The 18,203-nt window shown below is 64.6% G+C and carries 16 protein-coding genes; 9 read left to right on the plus strand and 7 right to left on the minus strand.

Translation table 11 applies throughout. From position 1 onward, the window contains the following. Nucleotides 1-112 precede the first annotated feature (112 nt). The 4 genes from mmsB to CO664_RS14005 all read right to left on the minus strand — a co-directional run bounded on the left by mmsB (nucleotide 113) and on the right by CO664_RS14005 (nucleotide 4,835). Complete coding sequence (gene mmsB, locus CO664_RS13990; RefSeq protein ID WP_037418965.1) at nucleotides 113-1,009, minus strand: 3-hydroxyisobutyrate dehydrogenase; 897 nt, start codon at nucleotides 1,007-1,009, stop codon at nucleotides 113-115. A gap of 57 nt (nucleotides 1,010-1,066) precedes the next feature. Beyond that, nucleotides 1,067-2,134, minus strand: a complete 1,068-nt coding sequence (locus CO664_RS13995; protein WP_097539096.1) for an enoyl-CoA hydratase/isomerase family protein — start codon at nucleotides 2,132-2,134, stop codon at nucleotides 1,067-1,069. Nucleotides 2,135-2,146: 12 nt separating this feature from the next. After that, nucleotides 2,147-3,289 carry an isobutyryl-CoA dehydrogenase gene (locus CO664_RS14000; RefSeq protein ID WP_176536577.1) on the minus strand — a complete coding sequence of 381 codons (1,143 nt, stop codon included), beginning with the start codon at nucleotides 3,287-3,289 and terminating at the stop codon, nucleotides 2,147-2,149. 127 nt (nucleotides 3,290-3,416) lie between these two features. After that, nucleotides 3,417-4,835, minus strand: a complete 1,419-nt coding sequence (locus CO664_RS14005; protein WP_097539097.1) for an XRE family transcriptional regulator — start codon at nucleotides 4,833-4,835, stop codon at nucleotides 3,417-3,419. Between the two features lie 240 nt (nucleotides 4,836-5,075). On the opposite strand from CO664_RS14005, the gene CO664_RS14010 reads away from it, so the two are divergent. The 8 genes from CO664_RS14010 (at nucleotide 5,076) to CO664_RS14045 (ending at nucleotide 14,949) form a co-directional block, all read left to right on the plus strand. Continuing rightward, nucleotides 5,076-6,608: an acyl-CoA carboxylase subunit beta gene (locus CO664_RS14010; protein WP_097539098.1), complete on the plus strand. Its 1,533-nt coding sequence runs from the start codon at nucleotides 5,076-5,078 to the stop codon at nucleotides 6,606-6,608. Beyond that, entirely contained in the window at nucleotides 6,608-6,901 is a 294-nt protein-coding gene (locus tag CO664_RS14015) for a hypothetical protein (protein ID WP_245426452.1), read from the plus strand. Before CO664_RS14010 ends, CO664_RS14015 begins: the two co-directional genes overlap by 1 nt. Before the next feature lie 29 nt (nucleotides 6,902-6,930). Continuing rightward, a complete protein-coding gene (locus CO664_RS14020) occupies nucleotides 6,931-8,934 on the plus strand; it encodes an acetyl/propionyl/methylcrotonyl-CoA carboxylase subunit alpha (protein WP_176536578.1) in 2,004 nt (667 codons plus the stop codon). 249 nt (nucleotides 8,935-9,183) lie between these two features. Next, nucleotides 9,184-11,322, plus strand: coding sequence for a methylmalonyl-CoA mutase (gene scpA / locus CO664_RS14025; RefSeq protein WP_097539211.1), 2,139 nt, complete (start codon nucleotides 9,184-9,186; stop codon nucleotides 11,320-11,322). A gap of 171 nt (nucleotides 11,323-11,493) precedes the next feature. Continuing rightward, nucleotides 11,494-12,285 (plus strand): citryl-CoA lyase, encoded by a 792-nt coding sequence (locus CO664_RS14030; RefSeq protein WP_097539100.1) that lies wholly within the window; start codon nucleotides 11,494-11,496, stop codon nucleotides 12,283-12,285. Nucleotides 12,286-12,287: 2 nt separating this feature from the next. Continuing rightward, nucleotides 12,288-13,598: an AMP-binding protein gene (locus tag CO664_RS14035; RefSeq protein ID WP_176536579.1), complete on the plus strand. Its 1,311-nt coding sequence runs from the start codon at nucleotides 12,288-12,290 to the stop codon at nucleotides 13,596-13,598. Nucleotides 13,599-13,649: 51 nt separating this feature from the next. Next, complete coding sequence (locus CO664_RS14040; protein ID WP_097539102.1) at nucleotides 13,650-14,240, plus strand: VOC family protein; 591 nt, start codon at nucleotides 13,650-13,652, stop codon at nucleotides 14,238-14,240. Nucleotides 14,241-14,262: 22 nt separating this feature from the next. Beyond that, entirely contained in the window at nucleotides 14,263-14,949 is a 687-nt protein-coding gene (locus tag CO664_RS14045; protein ID WP_037418940.1) for a glutathione S-transferase family protein, read from the plus strand. A gap of 12 nt (nucleotides 14,950-14,961) precedes the next feature. Here the strand turns inward: CO664_RS14045 and CO664_RS14050 are convergent, their stop codons facing one another. Continuing rightward, nucleotides 14,962-15,588: a hypothetical protein gene (locus tag CO664_RS14050; RefSeq protein ID WP_083854019.1), complete on the minus strand. Its 627-nt coding sequence runs from the start codon at nucleotides 15,586-15,588 to the stop codon at nucleotides 14,962-14,964. A 29-nt stretch (nucleotides 15,589-15,617) separates the two neighbouring features. Continuing rightward, the gene (locus CO664_RS14055) at nucleotides 15,618-17,012 is read right to left on the minus strand and encodes a selenium-binding family protein (protein ID WP_097525777.1); all 1,395 of its coding nucleotides are present in this window, start codon (nucleotides 17,010-17,012) and stop codon (nucleotides 15,618-15,620) included. 132 nt (nucleotides 17,013-17,144) lie between these two features. On the opposite strand from CO664_RS14055, the gene CO664_RS14060 reads away from it, so the two are divergent. Then, nucleotides 17,145-17,456, plus strand: coding sequence for a DUF1905 domain-containing protein (locus CO664_RS14060; RefSeq protein WP_097539103.1), 312 nt, complete (start codon nucleotides 17,145-17,147; stop codon nucleotides 17,454-17,456). Here the strand turns inward: CO664_RS14060 and phnF are convergent. Further along, nucleotides 17,440-18,186: a phosphonate metabolism transcriptional regulator PhnF gene (gene phnF, locus CO664_RS14065; RefSeq protein ID WP_097539212.1), complete on the minus strand. Its 747-nt coding sequence runs from the start codon at nucleotides 18,184-18,186 to the stop codon at nucleotides 17,440-17,442. The two genes, CO664_RS14060 and phnF, sit on opposite strands and share 17 nt — an antisense overlap. Nucleotides 18,187-18,203: the final 17 nt, after the last annotated feature.

An 18,203-nucleotide genomic window follows, 5' to 3' on the forward strand; every position in this document is an offset into this window, starting at 1 on the left:
GGCCACTCCGCAGATTGGGCAAGGGCTTAAAGTGCCGCCTCTCTCCACGCTAATGCCCGGCAGTGCAGAGGGGGCAACAGCCACCTGTGTGCTCCTAAATGCGTGAGCATTACTACCCGCTCTTCGCCTCCTCCGTCCCACGCAACATGCGGATCAGCCCGGAGAAATCCTCGGCCCCATGGCCGAGCTTCTCGAACAGGCTGTAGAGCTGCGCCGCCTGGGCGCCCAACGGCGTCGTCGCGCCGCTCGCGCTCGCCGCCTGCTGGGCCAGCATCAGGTCTTTCAGCATCAGGCTCGCCATGAAGCCGGGCTTATAGTCGTTGTTGGCCGGCGAGGCCGGCACGGGTCCGGGCACCGGGCAATAGCTGGTCAGGGACCAGCACTGGCCGGAGGAGGTGGAGGCGACGTCGAAGAGCGCCTGGTGCGACAGGCCGAGCCGCTCGGCGAGCACGAAGGCTTCGCAGACCGCCGCCATCGAGACGCCGAGGATCATGTTGTTGCAGATCTTGGCGGCCTGGCCGGCACCGGCATCGCCGCAATGGACGATCTTCTTGCCCATCGCTTCGAGAAGGTGCTTGCCGCGGGAAAAGGCCCCGTCGCTGCCGCCGACCATGAACGTCAGCGTTCCGGCGGCCGCACCGGCGGTGCCGCCGGAAACCGGCGCATCGAGCGATGGGCAACCGGCCTTGTCGGCAAAACCGTGGACCTTGCGGGCGCTTTCGACGTCGATCGTCGAACTGTCGATGATCAGCGTGCCCGGATCGACGAAGCCGAGCAGTTCGTCCCAGACATAGATGACATGCGATCCGGCCGGCAGCATGGTGATGACGCATTCGGTTTCGCGGACTGCCTGGGAGATCGATCCGCCCACGGAAACGCCCGACTTGGCGGCCGCGTTGCGCGAGGCCTCCGACAGGTCGAAGCCGGTGACGGCGTGTCCCGCCTTCACCAGGTTGGCGGCCATCGGGCCGCCCATATTGCCAAGCCCGATAAAGGCGATCTTGGTCATCTTGTCTCTCCTCCTCCTCAACTCACGTCCCATGGCCCAGCGATTGGCGCGGCCGCGTCAGCCACCGGCAAAAAGCGGCGCGCCGTTATAGTTCCCGAAGCGCGCAAGCATCTGCGGCGTGGCCTCCTTGAGCCCGACCGACCACTTCGGATTGCGGTCCTTGTCGATCACCGCGGCGCGCACGCCTTCGTAGAAATCCGGGTTCGACAGCATGGCGACACAGCCCGCATATTCCCGCTCGAGGCAGTCGTTCAGCGTCACGCTCTCGCGGCCGGCCCGCAGCAGCGAAAGGGTGAGTTTCAGGCTGATCGCCGAGCGCGTCTTCAGGAGGGCAAGCGTCTCGCGGGCGAAGTCCGAACCGTCCTTTTCCAGTGCCGCCAAGATTTCCTCGACCGTGTCAAAGGCGAAGCAGCGGTCGATGAGGGCAAGGTGCGCGAGCAGCGCCGAGGCTGGCGCCTCGCTTGACACGGCGCGGATCGCGGCCGAAACATCCTCGGCAGTGGCGGACGGCGAAAGCCCGACGAGAGAGCCAATCAGCTGATCGAGCTTCTCCGACGAAACGAAACTGTCGGCAAGCCGCGCGTAGATCGCCGCCGCAGCCCCAACGTCGCGGCCGGTGAGACCGAGATAGGTGCCGAATTCGCCCGGCGCCCGCGGCAGGAGCCATGTCGCCCCGACATCGGTGAAATAGCCGATGCCGGTCTCGGGCATGGCGAAGCGCGTTTTCTCGGTGACGATGCGGTGGGCGCCATGGGAGGAGATGCCGACCCCGCCGCCCATGACGATGCCGTCCATGATGGCGACATAGGGCTTGCCATAGGCGGCAATGCGGCTGTTGACGATGAACTCCTCGCGCCAGAATTGCGCTCCCTCCTGCGGGCGTTCGCGGCCGCTCTCGTAGATCATGCGGATATCGCCGCCAGCACAAAGCCCGCGCTCGCCCTCGCCGGTGACGAGAACGGCGGCGATGGCCGGATCATCCTCGAATTCGGTGAGCGCCGCGTCGATCGCCCGGATCATCGCCAGGTTGAGGCTGTTCAGCGCGCGCGGCCGGTTGAGCCGGAGCCTGCCGATCGCGCCTTGACGTTCGACGATGACCTCCGGTTGAGCGGTCTGCATCTCCATGAAGTGTCCTTCCTATTTCCGTCCCATGACGGCGCGCGACACGATCAGCCGCATGATCTCGTTCGTTCCTTCGAGTATCTGGTGCACCCTTAGGTCCCTGACAATCTTCTCGACGCCGTAATCGGCGAGATAGCCGTAGCCGCCGTGCAGCTGCAGCGCTTCGTTGGCGACAGCAAAGCAGCGATCCGTGACGAAACGTTTGGCCATGGCGCAGAGCTTGGTCGCCTCCGGGTCACCCGAATCGAGGGCCGAGGCCGCACGCCAGAGGAAGGTGCGGGCGATTTCCAGATCGGTCGCCATGTCGGCGAGGCGAAACTGCAGCGCCTGGAATTCGCCGATCGCTCTTCCGAAGGCGCGGCGCTCCTGGACATAGGCGAGCGCCTTGTCGAAGGCGGCCTGTGCACCTCCGAGCGAGGCGGCGGCGATGTTGAGGCGACCGCCATCGAGCCCTGCCATGGCGATCCTGAAGCCCTGGCCCTCGGCGCCCAGGCGGTTCTCGGCCGGAACGCGGACGTTGTCGAGCATCACCGCTCGCGTCGGCTGGGCGTGCCAGCCCATCTTCTTCTCGTTGGCGCCAAAGGTCAGACCGGGCGTCTCCTTGTCGACGACGAAGGCGGAAATGCCCTTCGGCCCCTCTTCGCCGGTGCGCGCCATGACGATGTAGAGGCCGGATTCGCCGGCCCCGGAAATGAACTGCTTCTGCCCGGTGAGCAGGTAGGAGTCGCCGTCACGCACGGCCTTGGTCTTCAGCGCCGCCGCGTCCGAGCCGGAACCGGGCTCGGTCAGGCAATAGCTCGCCAGGATTTCCATGGTGAGCAGCCGCGGCAGCAGCCGCTGGCGCTGCTCCTCGGTCCCGTAGCGATCAATCATGCCGGCGCACATATTGTGGATCGATACGAAGGAGGCGATCGCCGGGCAGCCGGTCGCCAGCGCCTCAATGATCATCGCGGCGTCGAGGCGCGTGAGCCCCGTGCCGCCGACGTCGTCGCGGACATAGATGCCCGCCATGCCGAGGGCGGCGGCGGCGCGCAGCGTCTCCACCGGAAAATGCTTCTGCTGGTCCCAGTCGATCGCGTGGGGCGCGAGCTCGTCGCAGGCGAAATCGAGCGCCATCGCGCGGATGGCTTCCTGCTCCTCCGACAGGCGAAAATCCATATGCATGTCCTCCCTGACCGGCATATTGACGATATGGCGCTGTAGTTACATCAAATCTCGCACAGGCACAGACGCAAATTCTCACAGCATCTGTTCAAAATCGAACAGACCTGCGAGACGAGGCAGATCAGCTCTCACTCAAACGATACGGCAGAGAGCCGCGCATGTCATGGTCAACGATCAACTTGCGCTTCAGCGGAGGGACGGCGCGGCTCGCGCATTTGGTGCGGTCGCAGATGCGGCAGGAGATGCCGATCGGATCGAAGGCGGCACGGTTGCCGAGATCGAGGTCGTCCGCATAGACGAAGGCGTCGGCATAGGAGATCTCGCAGCCGAGCGCCAGCGCATAGCGCGGATGGGCGGCGCGGTAGCCGCCGCCGCCCTTGGTGATCTGGGTGGCGAGACACAGGTAGCGCACGCCGTCGGGCGTCTCGGCGAGCTGGCGGATGATCCGGCCGGGCGCCTCGAAGGCCTGATGGACGTTCCAGAGCGGGCAGGCCGCACCGAAACGGGCGAATTGCAGCTTGGCGGCGCTGTGGCGCTTGGTGATGTTGCCGGCCCGGTCGATGCGGGCGAAGAAGATCGGAATGCCCTTCTGGCCCGGCCGCTGCAAGGTCGACAGCCGGTGGCAGACCTGTTCCAGCGAGGCGCCGAACCGGGCGGCGATGAGTTCGATATCATGGCGCAGCTCGCGCGCCGCCTTGAGGAATGTCTGGTAGGGCAGGATCAGCGCGCCTGCGAAATAATTCTGCAGGCCGATGCGACAGATTTCATGGGCCTCCTCGGTGCGGAAGCCGGCGCTTCCCGCCACCCGATCGATCTCCTCGCGGGCGTGAAGCTGGGCGATCTGCAGCGCCAGCTGGAAGTCGCGCGTCGGCGGCGGGGCGTAGGGATTCAAGGTCAGAATACGGGCGCGCGGATCGAAGCGGCGGATCGCCTCGTCGCCGGCGGCGCCCCGCACGACGCGCACGCCGTGCCGCTGTTCGAGATAGCTTGTGAGCGCGGCGTGATTGTCGCCCTCTCCCAGGCGGAGTTCGCCCGCCAGGCGCTCGGCCAGAGTGTCGATCTCGTGGATGTAGTTGTCGACGAAATGGAAGAAGTCGCGCACTTCCTCGTAGGGGGTGGTCTCGACGAAGGAAGCGTTGCGGCCGATCGTGTCGTCGATGCTGGCGAGCTGTTCGCTATTGCGGCGATAGGCCTGGTGGCACTTGATCAGCGCATGCGCTAGTCCCGGCGCGTTCTGGCTGATCAGCTTGAGTTCCTGGAGGCTCGGCGCATAGGTCTCGAACAGCGGGTCGCTGAGCGCTTCCGTAAGCGCCGATAGCAGCCGGTCACCCTCGCCGGTGGAGAGTTCGGCGATATCGATCTGGAATTTCTCCGCCAGCGCCAGGAGCACCGCCGCCGAGACCGGGCGCTGATTGTTCTCGATCTGGTTGAGGTAGCTCGTCGAGATGCCGATCCGCTCGGCGAACTGGCCCTGGGTGGCGCGGTTTGCTTCCCTGACTTCCCTGACCTTGCGGCCGATATAGAGCTTGCCGATCGCCATTTCGCAACTTCGCAATTTGCGTTTTACAATTTTCTATATTCCACCTTTGCACATCATCGGCCGTTTTACCATCCGACCTTCGGCGCTATTGCCATCCTGCAGCGCCGCGCGTCCGATCAGACGCGTAAGCGTCGCCATAGCACTTTTGAATTGCTGCATGTTTCTTTAAATCCGCTAGGATTTGAGTTGATATGCAGGAGCGAAGCCTCTGCACAATCAGCAAAAAACAGGAGGAGAGCGATGCGCGCCATACTTGAACAGGTCGAGGCCCGGCGGGCCGAGGCACGCGCCGGCGGCGGCGAGAAGCGCATTGCCGCTCAGCACGGCAAGGGCAAGCTGACGGCGCGCGAGCGCATCGACGTGCTGCTCGACGAAGACTCCTTCGAAGAGTACGACATGTATGTGACGCATCGTTGCGTCGATTTCGGCATGGCCAACCAGAAGGTCGCCGGCGACGGCGTCGTCACCGGCTGGGGCACGATCAACGGCCGCCAGGTCTATGTGTTTTCCCAGGACTTCACCGTGCTCGGCGGCTCGCTCTCCGAGACCCACGCCCAGAAGATCTGCAAGGTCATGGACATGGCGGCTCGCAACGGCGCCCCGGTGATCGGTCTCAACGACAGCGGCGGCGCCCGCATCCAGGAAGGCGTCTCCTCGCTCGCCGGCTATGCCGAGGTGTTCCGCCGAAATGCCGAGGTCTCCGGCGTCGTCCCGCAGATCTCGGTGATCATGGGGCCCTGCGCCGGCGGCGCCGTCTATTCGCCGGCGATGACCGACTTCATCTTCATGGTGCGCGACTCATCCTACATGTTCGTGACCGGGCCGGATGTGGTGAAGACGGTGACGAACGAGTTCGTCACGGCGGAGGAACTCGGCGGTGCCCGTACCCACACGACCAAATCCTCGGTCGCCGACGGCGCCTATGAGAACGACATCGAGGCGCTCGAACAGGTACGGCTGCTGTTCGATTTCCTGCCATTGAACAACCGCGAGAAGCCGCCGGTGCGGCCCTTCCATGACGACCCTGCACGCCTCGAGATGCGGCTCGACAGCCTCATTCCGGAAAGCGCCGCCAAGCCCTACGACATGAAGGAGCTGATCCTCGCCGTTGCCGACGAGGGTGACTTCTTCGAGCTGCAGGCGGATTTCGCCCGCAACATCATCACCGGCTTCATCCGCCTGGAAGGCCAGACAGTCGGTGTCGTCGCCAACCAGCCGATGGTGCTCGCCGGCTGCCTCGACATCGATTCCTCGCGGAAAGCCGCGCGCTTCGTGCGCTTCTGCGACGCCTTCTCGATCCCGATCCTGACGCTCGTCGACGTGCCCGGCTTCCTGCCCGGCACCGCCCAGGAATATGGCGGCGTCATCAAGCACGGCGCCAAGCTCCTGTTCGCCTACAGCCAGGCGACGGTGCCGATGGTGACGCTGATCACTCGCAAGGCCTATGGCGGCGCCTATGACGTCATGGCCTCGAAGCATATCGGCGCCGACGTCAACTATGCCTGGCCGACGGCCGAGATCGCCGTGATGGGCGCCAAGGGCGCGACCGAGATCCTCTATCGCTCCGAACTCGGCGATTCGGAGAAGATCGCGGCGCGCACGAAGGAGTACGAGGAGCGCTTCGCCAATCCCTTTGTCGCCGCAGAGCGCGGCTTTATCGACGAGGTGATCATGCCGCACTCCTCGCGCCGCCGCATCGCCCGCGCCTTCGCCTCGCTTCGCAACAAGCAGGTGGAGACCCGCTGGCGCAAGCACGATACGATTCCGCTTTGATGGACACCATGGGGCAGAAACTGCAGGTTCGGATGACGCCCAACGCCGCCGGCCGCGGTCACCGCCGCTTGCTGCGGCATCTGGCGATGAGCACCCTCTCCGGGCTCGTCGCCGGGGCGGTCGCTGTCGGCACGCTGATGATGCTCGACATCGGCTCGATCGGCACGCTGGTGGCGCGCTCCACCGACCCGTTGCTTGCCGCAGCGACGGTGCTTGCGCCCTTCGCCCTTGTCGGCGCCGCCGCGGGTGCCGCGATCGGCTTGCTGCCCTATTTCAGAAAATTCAGGCGATGACGCGACCGAAAGAGTTCAAAGGGAAACGGATGTTCAAGAAAATCCTCATCGCCAATCGCGGCGAAATCGCCTGCCGCGTCATCAAGACCGCCAGGAAGCTCGGGATTGCGACCGTCGCCGTCTATTCCGACGCCGACCGCGACGCCATGCATGTGCGCCTGGCGGACGAGGCCGTCCATATCGGCCCGTCCCCGTCGGGCCAGTCCTACATCGTCATCGACAAGATCCTTGAGGCGATCCGCAAGACCGGTGCCGACGCCGTCCATCCAGGCTACGGCTTCCTGTCCGAAAACGCCGCCTTCGCCGAGGCGTTGGAAAAGGAGGGCGTCGCCTTCATCGGCCCGCCGGTCAAGGCGATCGAGGCGATGGGCGACAAGATCACCTCGAAGAAGATCGCGGCCAAGGCCGGCGTTTCCACCGTTCCCGGCCATATGGGCCTGATCGAGGACGCCGACGAGGCGGCGCGGATTGCTTCGTCGATCGGCTTTCCGGTGATGATCAAGGCCTCGGCCGGCGGCGGCGGCAAGGGGATGCGCATTGCCTGGAACGAGCGCGAGGCGCGCGAAGGCTTCCAGTCGTCGAAGAACGAGGCGAAAAGCTCGTTTGGCGACGACCGCATCTTCATCGAGAAATTCGTGACCGAACCGCGCCACATCGAGATCCAGGTGCTCGGCGACAAGCACGGCAACACGCTCTATCTCGGCGAGCGGGAATGCTCGATCCAGCGGCGGAACCAGAAGGTCATCGAGGAGGCCCCCTCGCCATTCCTTGACGAAACGACCCGCCGTGCCATGGGCGAGCAGGCGGTGGCGCTCGCCAGGGCCGTCGGCTATCACTCGGCCGGCACGGTCGAATTCATCGTCGACGGCGAGCGCAACTTCTATTTCCTCGAGATGAACACCCGCCTGCAGGTCGAGCATCCGGTGACGGAGCTCGTCACCGGCCTCGATCTCGTCGAGCAGATGATCCGCGTCGCCGCCGGCGAGAAGCTCGCCTTCGGCCAAGGCGACGTGAAGCTCGAAGGCTGGGCGATCGAGAGCCGGCTCTATGCCGAGGACCCCTATCGCAACTTCCTGCCCTCGATCGGCCGGCTGACGCGCTACCGGCCGCCGGCAGAGGGCCGGCAGGACGATGGCACGGTCATCCGCAACGACACCGGCGTCTTCGAGGGCGGCGAGATCTCGATGTACTACGACCCTATGATCGCCAAGCTCTGCACCTGGGGGCCGGATCGTGCAGCGTCAGTCGCGGCGATGGCGGAGGCGCTCGACGCCTTCGAGGTCGAAGGCATCGGCCACAACCTGCCGTTCCTTTCCGCCGTGATGCAGCAGGACCGCTTCCGCGAGGGACGGCTGACGACCGCCTATATCGCCGAGGAATTCGCCGATGGCTTCCACGGCGTCGTGCCGGACGAGGCATCGGCGATGAAACTCGCCGCCATCGCCGTCACCATCAATCAGGCGCTGCAGGAGCGCGCCAGCCGGGTTTCCGGGACGATCGGCAACCCCCGCCGGGTCGTCGGCCATGAGTGGATGGTGAACCTTGCCGAGCGCGAATTCCAGGCGACTGCGGATCTTTCGGCCGACGGCGGCTACATCCGTTTCGCCGATGGACCGGCCATTTCGGTCGCCAGCGACTGGCTTCCCGGCCGCACGCTCGCCACCTTCGAGCTCGACAATCGGCCGATCAATGTGAAGGTCGACCTCGCCGGCACCGGCTTAAGACTGCGCTGGCGCGGCATCGATGTCGTCGCCCGGGTCAGAAGCCCGCGCGTCGCCGAACTCGCCCGGCTGATGCCGAAGAAGCCGCCGCCGGACACCTCGAAGATGCTGCTCTGCCCGATGCCCGGCGTCGTCACCTCGATTGCAGTGAAGGCCGGCGATGCGGTCGAGGCCGGCCAATCGCTCGCCGTCGTCGAGGCGATGAAGATGGAAAACATCCTGCGGGCCGAAAAGCGCGCGACGGTGAAGCGCGTTGCGATCGCCGCCGGCGCTAGCCTGGCGGTGGATGAGCTGATCATGGAGTTCGAGTGATGGGGATCGTCGCGACGTGGGTACAGGTACCCCCTCTGCCCTGCCGGGCATCTCCCCCTCAAGGGGGGGAGATCGGCAAGACGCGAGCTCGCCACTCACCTCTTCGATGGCCTTAACTGCGCATCACCAGTTGGAGTGGCGCGCAACGGTCCCTCCTCTATCTTCCCCCTTGAGGGGGAGATGCCCGGCAGGGCAGAGGGGGGGTGTCCTCAAATGCGGCGAAATACGCATATGCACGGAGTGGCGTCGATGCCTGACAAAAACCTCAAAGACTGGGAAGCCCTCGCCGAGAAGGAGCTGAAGGCCTCCCCCGAAAGCCTCACTTGGCATACGCCGGAGGGCATCGAGGTCAAACCGCTCTACACGCGCGACGACCTCGCGGACATCGGCGTGCTCGACTCGCTCCCAGGCTTCGAGCCCTTCCTGCGCGGCCCGCGTGCCACCATGTATGCCGGCCGCCCCTGGACGATCCGGCAATATGCCGGCTTCTCCACGGCGGAAGCCTCGAACGCCTTCTATCGCAAGGCGCTTGCCGCCGGCCAGCAGGGCGTCTCGGTCGCCTTCGACCTCGCCACCCATCGTGGCTATGACAGCGACCACCCCCGCGTCGTCGGCGACGTCGGCAAGGCGGGGGTGGCAATCGACTCGGTCGAGGACATGAAGATCCTGTTCGACGGCATCCCGCTCGAGAAAATCTCAGTCTCGATGACCATGAACGGCGCGGTGATCCCGATCCTCGCCTCCTTCATCGTTGCCGGCGAGGAACAGGGCGTGTCGCGTGAGAACCTCTCCGGGACCATCCAGAACGACATTCTCAAGGAGTTCATGGTTCGCAACACTTACATCTACCCGCCGGAACCCTCGATGCGGATCGGCGCCGACATCATCGAATATACGGCGAAGGAGATGCCGAAATTCAACTCGATCTCGATCTCCGGCTATCATATGCAGGAGGCCGGCGCGACGCTGGTGCAGGAGCTTGCCTTCACGCTGGCCGACGGGCGCGAATATGTGCGCGCGGCTCTCGCGAAGGGGCTGAACGTCGACGACTTCGCCGGCCGGCTCTCCTTCTTCTTCGCGATCGGTATGAACTTCTTCATGGAGGCCGCGAAGCTGCGCGCCGCGCGCCTTCTCTGGACGCGGATCATGAAGGAGTTCGAGCCGACGAAGGCATCTTCGCTGATGCTCCGGACCCATTGCCAGACCTCCGGCGTCTCGCTCGCCGAGCAGGATCCCTATAACAACATCATCCGCACGGCCTTCGAGGCGATGTCGGCCGTGCTTGGCGGCACGCAGTCGCTGCATACCAATTCCTTCGACGAGGCGATTGCGCTGCCGACCGAGTTTTCCGCCCGTATCGCCCGCAACACGCAACTGATCCTGCAGCACGAGACGGGCGTGACGAAAGTCGTCGACCCGCTCGCCGGCTCCTACTACGTCGAGAGTCTCACGAACGAGCTTGCCGAAAGGGCCTGGGCGCTGATCGAGGAAGTGGAAGCGCTCGGCGGCATGACCAAGGCGGTCAATGCGGGCCTGCCGAAGCGGCTGATCGAAGAGGCGGCAACCCGCCGCCAGGCGGCGGTCGACCGGGGCGACGAGGTCATCGTCGGCGTCAACAAATATCGACTCGAGAACGAAGAACCAATCGACATTCTCCAGATCGACAACGCCGCCGTCCGGACGGCCCAGATCAAACGGATCGAGGAAACCAGGCGGCGCCGCGACTCGCAGAAGGTGAAGCAGATGCTGGAAACGCTGGCCGAAGTGGCAAGAAGCGGCAAGGGCAATCTGCTTGGCGCTGCGGTCGAGGCGGCACGGGCGCGCGCCACCGTCGGCGAAATCTCCGACGCGATGCGGCAGGCCTTCGGCGACCATGCAGCCATTCCCGAGGTCGTCACCGACATCTACGGCAAGGCCTATGAGGGCGACCCGGAGCTCGGCGTGCTGTCCGGACGGCTCGGGGAGGTCACAAAACGGCTTGGCCATAAGCCGAAGATCATGGTCGCCAAGCTCGGCCAGGACGGCCACGACCGCGGCGCCAAGGTGATCGCCTCGGCCTTCGGCGACATCGGCTTCGATGTCGTCGCCGGCCCCTTGTTCCAGACGCCGGACGAGGCGGCCGAACTGGCGCTTGCCGAGGAGGTCACCGTCGTCGGCGTTTCCTCGCTCGCCGCCGGCCACAGGACGCTGATGCCGCAACTCGCCGAAGCGCTGAAGAAGCGCGGCGGAAAGGACATCATCGTCGTCTGCGGCGGCGTCATCCCGCGACAGGACTATCAGTATCTGATTGAGAACGGCGTCTCCGCCGTCTTCGGGCCAGGCACGCATGTGCTCGATGCGGCGCGCGCGGTGCTCGACCTGATCGAAGGCAAGCGGCGCAACGTCTGAAGACCATCGGCAAGGATGCCATTCCGAGGATGGCTCGCGAGGCGAGCCGTCCTTTGCACGCGCCGAGCGCGCAACGTGCGCCGCTTTACCTCGGCTTTTTTTGAACTACTATCATCGCTGTAGCGCGCCCCGCGGACAACAGCGTCCGCAGACACCGCCAGAGGGAACCGCATGCAGATCGGCAAACCTTACGAGGCGATCACCCGCATTTGCCAGGCAAGTGCGGACAGCGTTGAGGTGCGCGGCCGCGATCTCTGCCGCGACCTCATGGGACGGCTGAGCTTTACCGAGTATTTCTACCTGCTGCTGACCGGGCGGGAGCCGACGGATAACCAGCGCTACTTTCTCGACCTGCTGCTCATTGGCATCGCCGAGCACGGCATGATGCCGACGGTACAGGCGGCGCGCATGACGCTCGCCGCCGACCCGGATTCCCTACAGGGCGCCTTGGCGGCGGGTCTTCTCGGCTGCGGCCCTGTGCTGGTCGGAACAGCGGAGCGATGCGGCAAGCTTCTGGCCGAGGCGCAGGCCCGGGTCGCAGCCGGCGAGGAGGCGAAGCTGGTCGCCGTCGCAATGCTGCAGGACGTCCGTAGGGCCGGCGGAAAGCTGCCGGGATTCGGCCACCCGGTGCATCGCCCGACCGATCCCCGCGCCGAACGGATCCTCGAACTCGCGGACGCGCGCGGCGTCAGCGGACCGCATGTCCGCATGGCGCGAAACTTCCGCGCCGCTGCGGCCGAGGCCTGGGGCAAGCCCCTGGTGATGAACGTTTCCATGCCGATCGCCGCCGTGCTTCTCGATCTCGATTTTCCGGTTGCGATGATCAAGGCGGTGCCGCTGCTGGCCCGCGCCGGCGGCCTGCTTGCCCATCTCGCCGAGGAGCAGCAACGCCCGATCGGTTTCACCTTGGCAGCGCATGCGGAAGCGGCTGTCACCTACCAGAACGACAAGGGCGACGGCTGATCATGTTCGAGCCCGATGTCGAGACGCTGCCCTGGCGCGACCAGATCCGGTTGGATGACGCGCTCTACCGAAAGCAGATCGCATACCTGCTGGCGCGTTCGCGTTTTTATCAGCGCAAGCTCGGCGAGGCGGGTTTCGACACAGCCGAAATGATCGGCGGGCTCGATGCGATCGCCGATCTGCCGCTGACCGAGAAGAGCGATATCCGGGCGAGTTGCAGTGACGCAGAGCCGATGGGTGCGCATGTCGCCGCACCTATGGACCAGATTGTCCGCATCTATTCCACCAGCGGGACGACCGGGACGCCGAGCTATATTCCGCTGACGGCGCAGGATCTTGACAATTGGGTGACGGCGTCGGCGCGCAGCTATTCCGCCTCGGGGATCAGGCAAGGCGAGGCGATCGTTTCGACCTACAACGCCGGACCCTTCGCTGCTGGCGCCGCACTCGGCGCCTTCGACCGGCTGGGCATGTGCCACATCCCGGTCGGCACCGGCAACACCGAACGCCTGATGACCGCCATCCGACTCCTAAGGCCCTCGGCAGCGGTGATGACGCCGTCCTATGCGGCCCATCTTAGCGAATGGGCCGCCGACCGCGGCTTCGATCTCAAAGGCTCCAGCGTCCGCCGGGTGCTCGTCGCCGGCGAACCGGGGGGCGGCGAACCTAAATTTAGGGCGCGCCTTGAGGAGGCCTGGGGCGCAAAGGTCACCGAGGCCATGGGCATCGGTGACATCGGCGTGTCGCTGTGGGGCGAATGCGAGGAACAATGCGGTATGCATCTCGGTGCCCGCGGCTTCGTCCACGCCGAGCTGATCGATCCCGATTCGGCAGCGCCGATAGCCCTTGCCGACGGCGCGAAAGGCGAGCTGGTGCTCACCCATCTTCGCCATCAGGCGGCACCGATGCTGAGGTTCCGCACGCGTGACCATGTGGAGATGTGGACGTCTCCCTGCCGCTGCGGACGGACGGCGCCGCGGCTGCGCTGCATCGGCCGGACAGACGACCTTTTGATCGTCCGCGGCGTCAACGTGTTTCCCTCGGCTATCCGCGACGTCGTGAACGAATTTGCCCCGGCCGTCAGCGGCGCCATCCTGATAACACCGGTGGCCGCGGGTGCTCGACAGAAGCCGCCCTTGCCAGTTTCGGTGGAACTCGCCAGGGTCGGCGAATGCAGCCCGGAGCTCGCCGAGAGAATCCAGAAGCGTATCCGTGAGGTGCTCGTCGTTTCAACAAGAATAAAAATGGTGCCCTGGGGCACTCTCCAGCGCAGCGAATACAAGTCGAAACTGGTGCAGCATCAAACGGCATGAGGAAAGCGGCTTTCCGCGCTCACCCGCGGAAGAAGATTAGGGAGGACGGCAATGCGGAAGCTTCAATCGCAGGGGGTCCATCACATCACGCTCGTCGGCGCCGACCGGCAGACGTCGATCGATTTCTGGGAGGGCATTCTCGGCATGCCCTTCATCTTCGAGCAGCCGAATCTCGACCGGGCCTCGGAAAGCCATCTCTATTTCGATCCCGGCGACGGGCGGCTGATCACCGTCTTCACCGACGAGAACCGCAGGCCCGATCCGAAGCGGACGTCGACCGATATCGGCTGCGTGCATCACATCGCCTTCGCCGTCTCGCGGGCGACGTTCCAGCAGGCGGTCGAGCGCCTCGATGAGCGCAACATCCGCCACAGCGGCGTCAAGGATCGCGGCTTCATGGACTCGATCTATTTCGAAGACCCGCTCGGCCTCCTGGTCGAGCTCGCCTCCTACCGCTTCGAGCCGCCGGCCGGCCACACCCATGCCGACGTGCTGATGGAGGCGCACAACATCCGGCTGGCGCGCGGCGACTACGCCATCGCCGAGGTGCATCTCGCCGATGCGATCGAGGCACTGATCGAAAGTGTACGGCCGACGCTCTCGGCTGACCGCGCGCCGAAGGACCCATATGGATCAATTTAGGGAAGCAGAGGGAGGAAGGCAGATGGCAACGATAAAGCTCAACGTGATCAAGCCCAGCGTCAACAACATGACGGTGCGCGTGTTTCTAAGGGCGGCAAATCTCGATTTTGCCGAGCATGACGTCTACGGACAAACCCGCTCCGCCGAATATCTGGCTCGCGCCCCGTCGCATCTGACGCCGATGATCGAAACGGCGGACCTGCCCAGGGGCGCGCTCTGGGAAAGCTGCGCGATCATGCAGTATCTCTGCAACAAGCATGGACTCGATCGGTTCTATCCGAAGGACCCGGAAGCGCGCGCAATGATCGATAGCGCCATGTTCTACCTGATCGGCACCTTCTATCCTTATCTGGCCCGCGCCACCTACCCGGCTCTCAATTTCCCGCAATATCCGGGCGAAGTCGGCTTCAGCGAGGCGGATGCGGAAACCAAGGAGCGGGCCCGCCAGGCCGCCGCTGAGGCGCTTGCCGAACCGCTCGAGGTCTTCCGCCTTTTCTACATAGGCGACAAGCCGTTCATCGGCGGCGACAGCCCGTCGATAGCGGATATCAGGCTTGCCGCGACACTCGAATTCCTAGCGGCGATCGACTATTCCCTGCCGGACTGGGCCAAGACCTATGTCGCGGCCATGGAGACGTCGCTTGGCGACGCCTATAACGAGCCGGCCGCCGATGTCCGCGGCTACATCGATTATGTGAAGTCGTTGTAGGCAGAATGCGCTTTACCAGACGAGGAGGATGATGCCGGTTGCGCCGAGTGCGGCGATCCAGAGCCGATCGAAATTGATCCATGCGGATCGCAATCCGGCAAGGCCAAGCCAGGTAAAGACCATCAGGGCAATCGCGGCGATCACCGCGAGCATCGCGCCGGTATGGACGGCAATTGCAGCAAGGGAAACCGAGAGCGAGTCGGTGGTGCCGGCCACCCCCGCCTGATCGGAAAGGCAGAGGCTAAGCACCGCGGGCACGAGCATCAGTCCGGCGCCATGGCTCGTGGCCATCAGGAAGGACCAGGCCGCAAGCCCCGCCATGCCGGCTTGCATGCCGACCCTGACGCGATGACGGTGTCCGTAGATGGCAAGATAGCCGGTAAAGCCCAGGATGAAGACGGCGGTAACGAGCTGCAGGCCGCGCAGGTCCATGACCGCCCCGAAGGCGACCATCGCGGCGAGCACGGTCCCAATGGAAACGGCATGCCCGAGGGCGATCGGGACAAGCGAGAGCCAGACGGTGCGGGCGCTTTGCCGATGCAGCCCGAGCGCCACGGCGAAAAGCCAGCCCATCGCCGGATTGGCGCCGTGAAAGGCGCCGAGACCGGCAAGCGAGAGCCAGGGCCAGAAATCCATTATCCGCTCCGGCGAGCATCGTTCTGCTCACTTCAAGAATAGCAATAGGAATCCGACGAACAGTCGCCACCCTCGAGCCGAACCTGATGCGGCCGGTGGCCCTTCGGCCAGTCGACGAAGAATTTTCCGTCGAAGGAAATCCCGCCATTGTCGCCGACATCGAGCTTCACCATCCAGCCGTCGAGACCCTCCGGATAGAATTGCGGGTCGATGGCGCCATAAAGCGAATTGGTGAAGTAGACCCGCTTGCCGTCGCGGCTGATCTCCACCATCTGCGGCCCGCCGTTCAAGCGGCCATTCGATGCCTTCGGATGCGTCGCGCGCGCGACGATTCCGCCGATCCGCACCCGTCCGGCCTCCTTCGGCGCAAGCGGATCAGAAACGTCGTATTGGATCATGTCTCCGGTGCCCCAGCAGGAGACGTAGAGGAAGCGATCATCCATCGAGAGGTCGATATCGGTGACGAGCGGCGGCACGGCCTGGAAGCCCTTGAGCAAGGGCGGCAAGAGGTCCGGATCGGCCGGCTCTGCGGGTATCTCGATCACCTTCTTCACCGCCCACTGGTTGCCTTCGCGATACCAGGTCCAGATCGATGCGGAGAGGTCCTTAAGGCTGATGACGCAGCCGACGAAACCATGGGCCTTGGTCGGATCATGGGCCGGGCGCAATTCGAAGACGAGCTGATGTTCCTCGCCGAAGTCGATCTCCTGCAGGTGCTTGCGCGTATGCAGATCCCAGAAATGCAGCCGGCGGCCATACTGGGAGCCGAGCAGCACTTCCGGAACGAGGCCGTTTTCGAACGTATCGGGCGTTCCCCATTCGCTGGTGATCATCGTGTCGTGGCCGAGATGCCACCAGAAGTCATAGGCGAGCTTCTGCGGGCCGCGGTCCATTTCCCATTGGCCGAGCACGTCGAAACTGTCGTGGTCGAGCAGGAAGATGCCGCCTGGCGCCTTGCCGTCACGGTCGGCGAGCGCGTTGACGTAGATGCCCTCCGGTCCGCAATGGATCGTGTGCAGCCGCGAATAGTTGGCCCGTTCGGCGACTTCCTCGGGCTCGATGACGCGGACGATCTCAGGCTTGCGTGGATCGGGCTTCGTGTCGATGATATGCAGCCGCGATGATCTCAAGCCGGGCACGACGAGGTAGCGGCGCTCGACATGCGGATGCGGCGCATTGGGGCACAGGCAGGATGAGCAGGCGTTCCAGCCGAAATGGTGAAGCTCGTCGCCGACATTCGGCATGTCGACCTGCCCGACGATCTGAGAATAGCTTGCGGATGCCGGGTCGAGGTCGACGACGGCGATTGCGTCCGGCCGCTGCCGGTCCGGGTCGAAGGCCGCCACATAGGCAAGCGTCTCTTTCGGCGCCTTGGCGGCCATGCGTGGGGATGGATAGAAGGAAGGATCGGGTCGCCACGTCGCCATTTCGTTTCTCCCCCAGAGAAGACAATGCGTGGATCCTGATGCAAGCTTAGGTGATGCGGCAAAAACGCGTCGGAAATGCGGCGTTTTGGCCTTATTTAACGGAATGGCGGCAAGCGAGAGTAACTGAGACAGATGGGCGAATTCGATTTCGACGGCGAGCTCTGGCTCTATCCCGGCAAGGGCGGCTGGCACTTCGTCACCCTGCCAGGGGAGATTGCACGGCAGATCAAGTTCCTGGCCGAACCGGGAAAACGCGGCTGGGGTAGCGAGGCTGTGATCGCACGCACGGGCAAGACGGAATGGACCACGTCGATCTTCCCCGACAAGGCCTCGGGTTCGTTCCTGCTGCCGGTGAAGGCGGAGGTTCGGCAGCGAGAAAAACTGGCCGCCGGTCAAACGATGCGCATCAAGCTGTCGTTGGGCGGCGCTAAGTCTCGACCCTGAGCTTCATCCGGTCGGCTGCAAAACGCGTCCGCGAATATTCGACCGGCCGGCCTTCGAGGTCGGCATTGACTGATTGGGCCTCCAGCACGATCGCCCCGGGTGAAAGCTGGAGCAGCGTCAGCTCCTCCGCCTCCGCATGTCGCGCGACGATCTCGGTGGAAGCGCGGACATAATCGTAGACGCCCTGGGCGGCGAAGGCCTTGGTCACGGAGCCGAGACGGGCATATTCCTCCGCCATCCGCGGAAAGCGGTCGGCGGGAAAATAGCTGACCGACATGGAGAGCGGCCGGCCGTCGCCGCTGCTGACGGTGTGGAGCTCGACGAGCATCGCACTCGGAGCAAGACCTAGTGCCGTGGCAATCTCGCCGCTCGCCGGCACTTGGCCGTGCGCCAGCAGCCGGGTGCCGATCTCCCTCACCTGTCGGCCGAGCCCCTGCGAGAAGCGGGTACGCCGCGAGATCGGATAAGTGACCCGCTCCTTGCGCTCGATCAGCGTGCCGCGCCCCTGCACGGCGCGCACCAGCCCTTCGTCGGCAAGGGCCGCCAGCGCGCTGCGGACCGTATGGCGGTTGACGCCGAAGTCGCGCGCCAGCGCCGTTTCGGGCGGCACCATTCCGGTCGTGTCGTAGTCGCCATTACTGATCGCCAGCCGTATGCGGTCGGCAATCTGCCGCCAGAGCGCCACACCCGTTTGCCGCTCGACCGTTTTTCTCACTGCCGTTTTTGCCACCGTCACAAGCCTGTCAT

The organism is Sinorhizobium sp. NG07B, assembly GCF_002532005.1.
Lineage (GTDB): Bacteria > Pseudomonadota > Alphaproteobacteria > Rhizobiales > Rhizobiaceae > Sinorhizobium > Sinorhizobium fredii_C.

What these genes read in the sequence shown, in the direction of transcription:
- CO664_RS14015 (WP_245426452.1), top strand. Translation starts at nt 6,608, where the DNA reads ATGGACACCATGGGGCAGAAACTGCAGGTTCGGATGACGCCCAACGCC.
- CO664_RS14060 (WP_097539103.1), top strand. Translation starts at nt 17,145, where the DNA reads ATGGGCGAATTCGATTTCGACGGCGAGCTCTGGCTCTATCCCGGCAAG.
- CO664_RS14055 (WP_097525777.1), bottom strand. Translation starts at nt 17,012, where the DNA reads ATGGCGACGTGGCGACCCGATCCTTCCTTCTATCCATCCCCACGCATG.
- CO664_RS14005 (WP_097539097.1), bottom strand. Translation starts at nt 4,835, where the DNA reads ATGGCGATCGGCAAGCTCTATATCGGCCGCAAGGTCAGGGAAGTCAGG.
- CO664_RS14030 (WP_097539100.1), top strand. Translation starts at nt 11,494, where the DNA reads ATGCAGATCGGCAAACCTTACGAGGCGATCACCCGCATTTGCCAGGCA.
- scpA (WP_097539211.1), top strand. Translation starts at nt 9,184, where the DNA reads ATGCCTGACAAAAACCTCAAAGACTGGGAAGCCCTCGCCGAGAAGGAG.
- CO664_RS14035 (WP_176536579.1), top strand. Translation starts at nt 12,288, where the DNA reads ATGTTCGAGCCCGATGTCGAGACGCTGCCCTGGCGCGACCAGATCCGG.
- CO664_RS13995 (WP_097539096.1), bottom strand. Translation starts at nt 2,134, where the DNA reads ATGGAGATGCAGACCGCTCAACCGGAGGTCATCGTCGAACGTCAAGGC.
- CO664_RS14045 (WP_037418940.1), top strand. Translation starts at nt 14,263, where the DNA reads ATGGCAACGATAAAGCTCAACGTGATCAAGCCCAGCGTCAACAACATG.
- CO664_RS14000 (WP_176536577.1), bottom strand. Translation starts at nt 3,289, where the DNA reads ATGGATTTTCGCCTGTCGGAGGAGCAGGAAGCCATCCGCGCGATGGCG.
- CO664_RS14010 (WP_097539098.1), top strand. Translation starts at nt 5,076, where the DNA reads ATGCGCGCCATACTTGAACAGGTCGAGGCCCGGCGGGCCGAGGCACGC.
- CO664_RS14040 (WP_097539102.1), top strand. Translation starts at nt 13,650, where the DNA reads ATGCGGAAGCTTCAATCGCAGGGGGTCCATCACATCACGCTCGTCGGC.
- mmsB (WP_037418965.1), bottom strand. Translation starts at nt 1,009, where the DNA reads ATGACCAAGATCGCCTTTATCGGGCTTGGCAATATGGGCGGCCCGATG.
- CO664_RS14020 (WP_176536578.1), top strand. Translation starts at nt 6,931, where the DNA reads ATGTTCAAGAAAATCCTCATCGCCAATCGCGGCGAAATCGCCTGCCGC.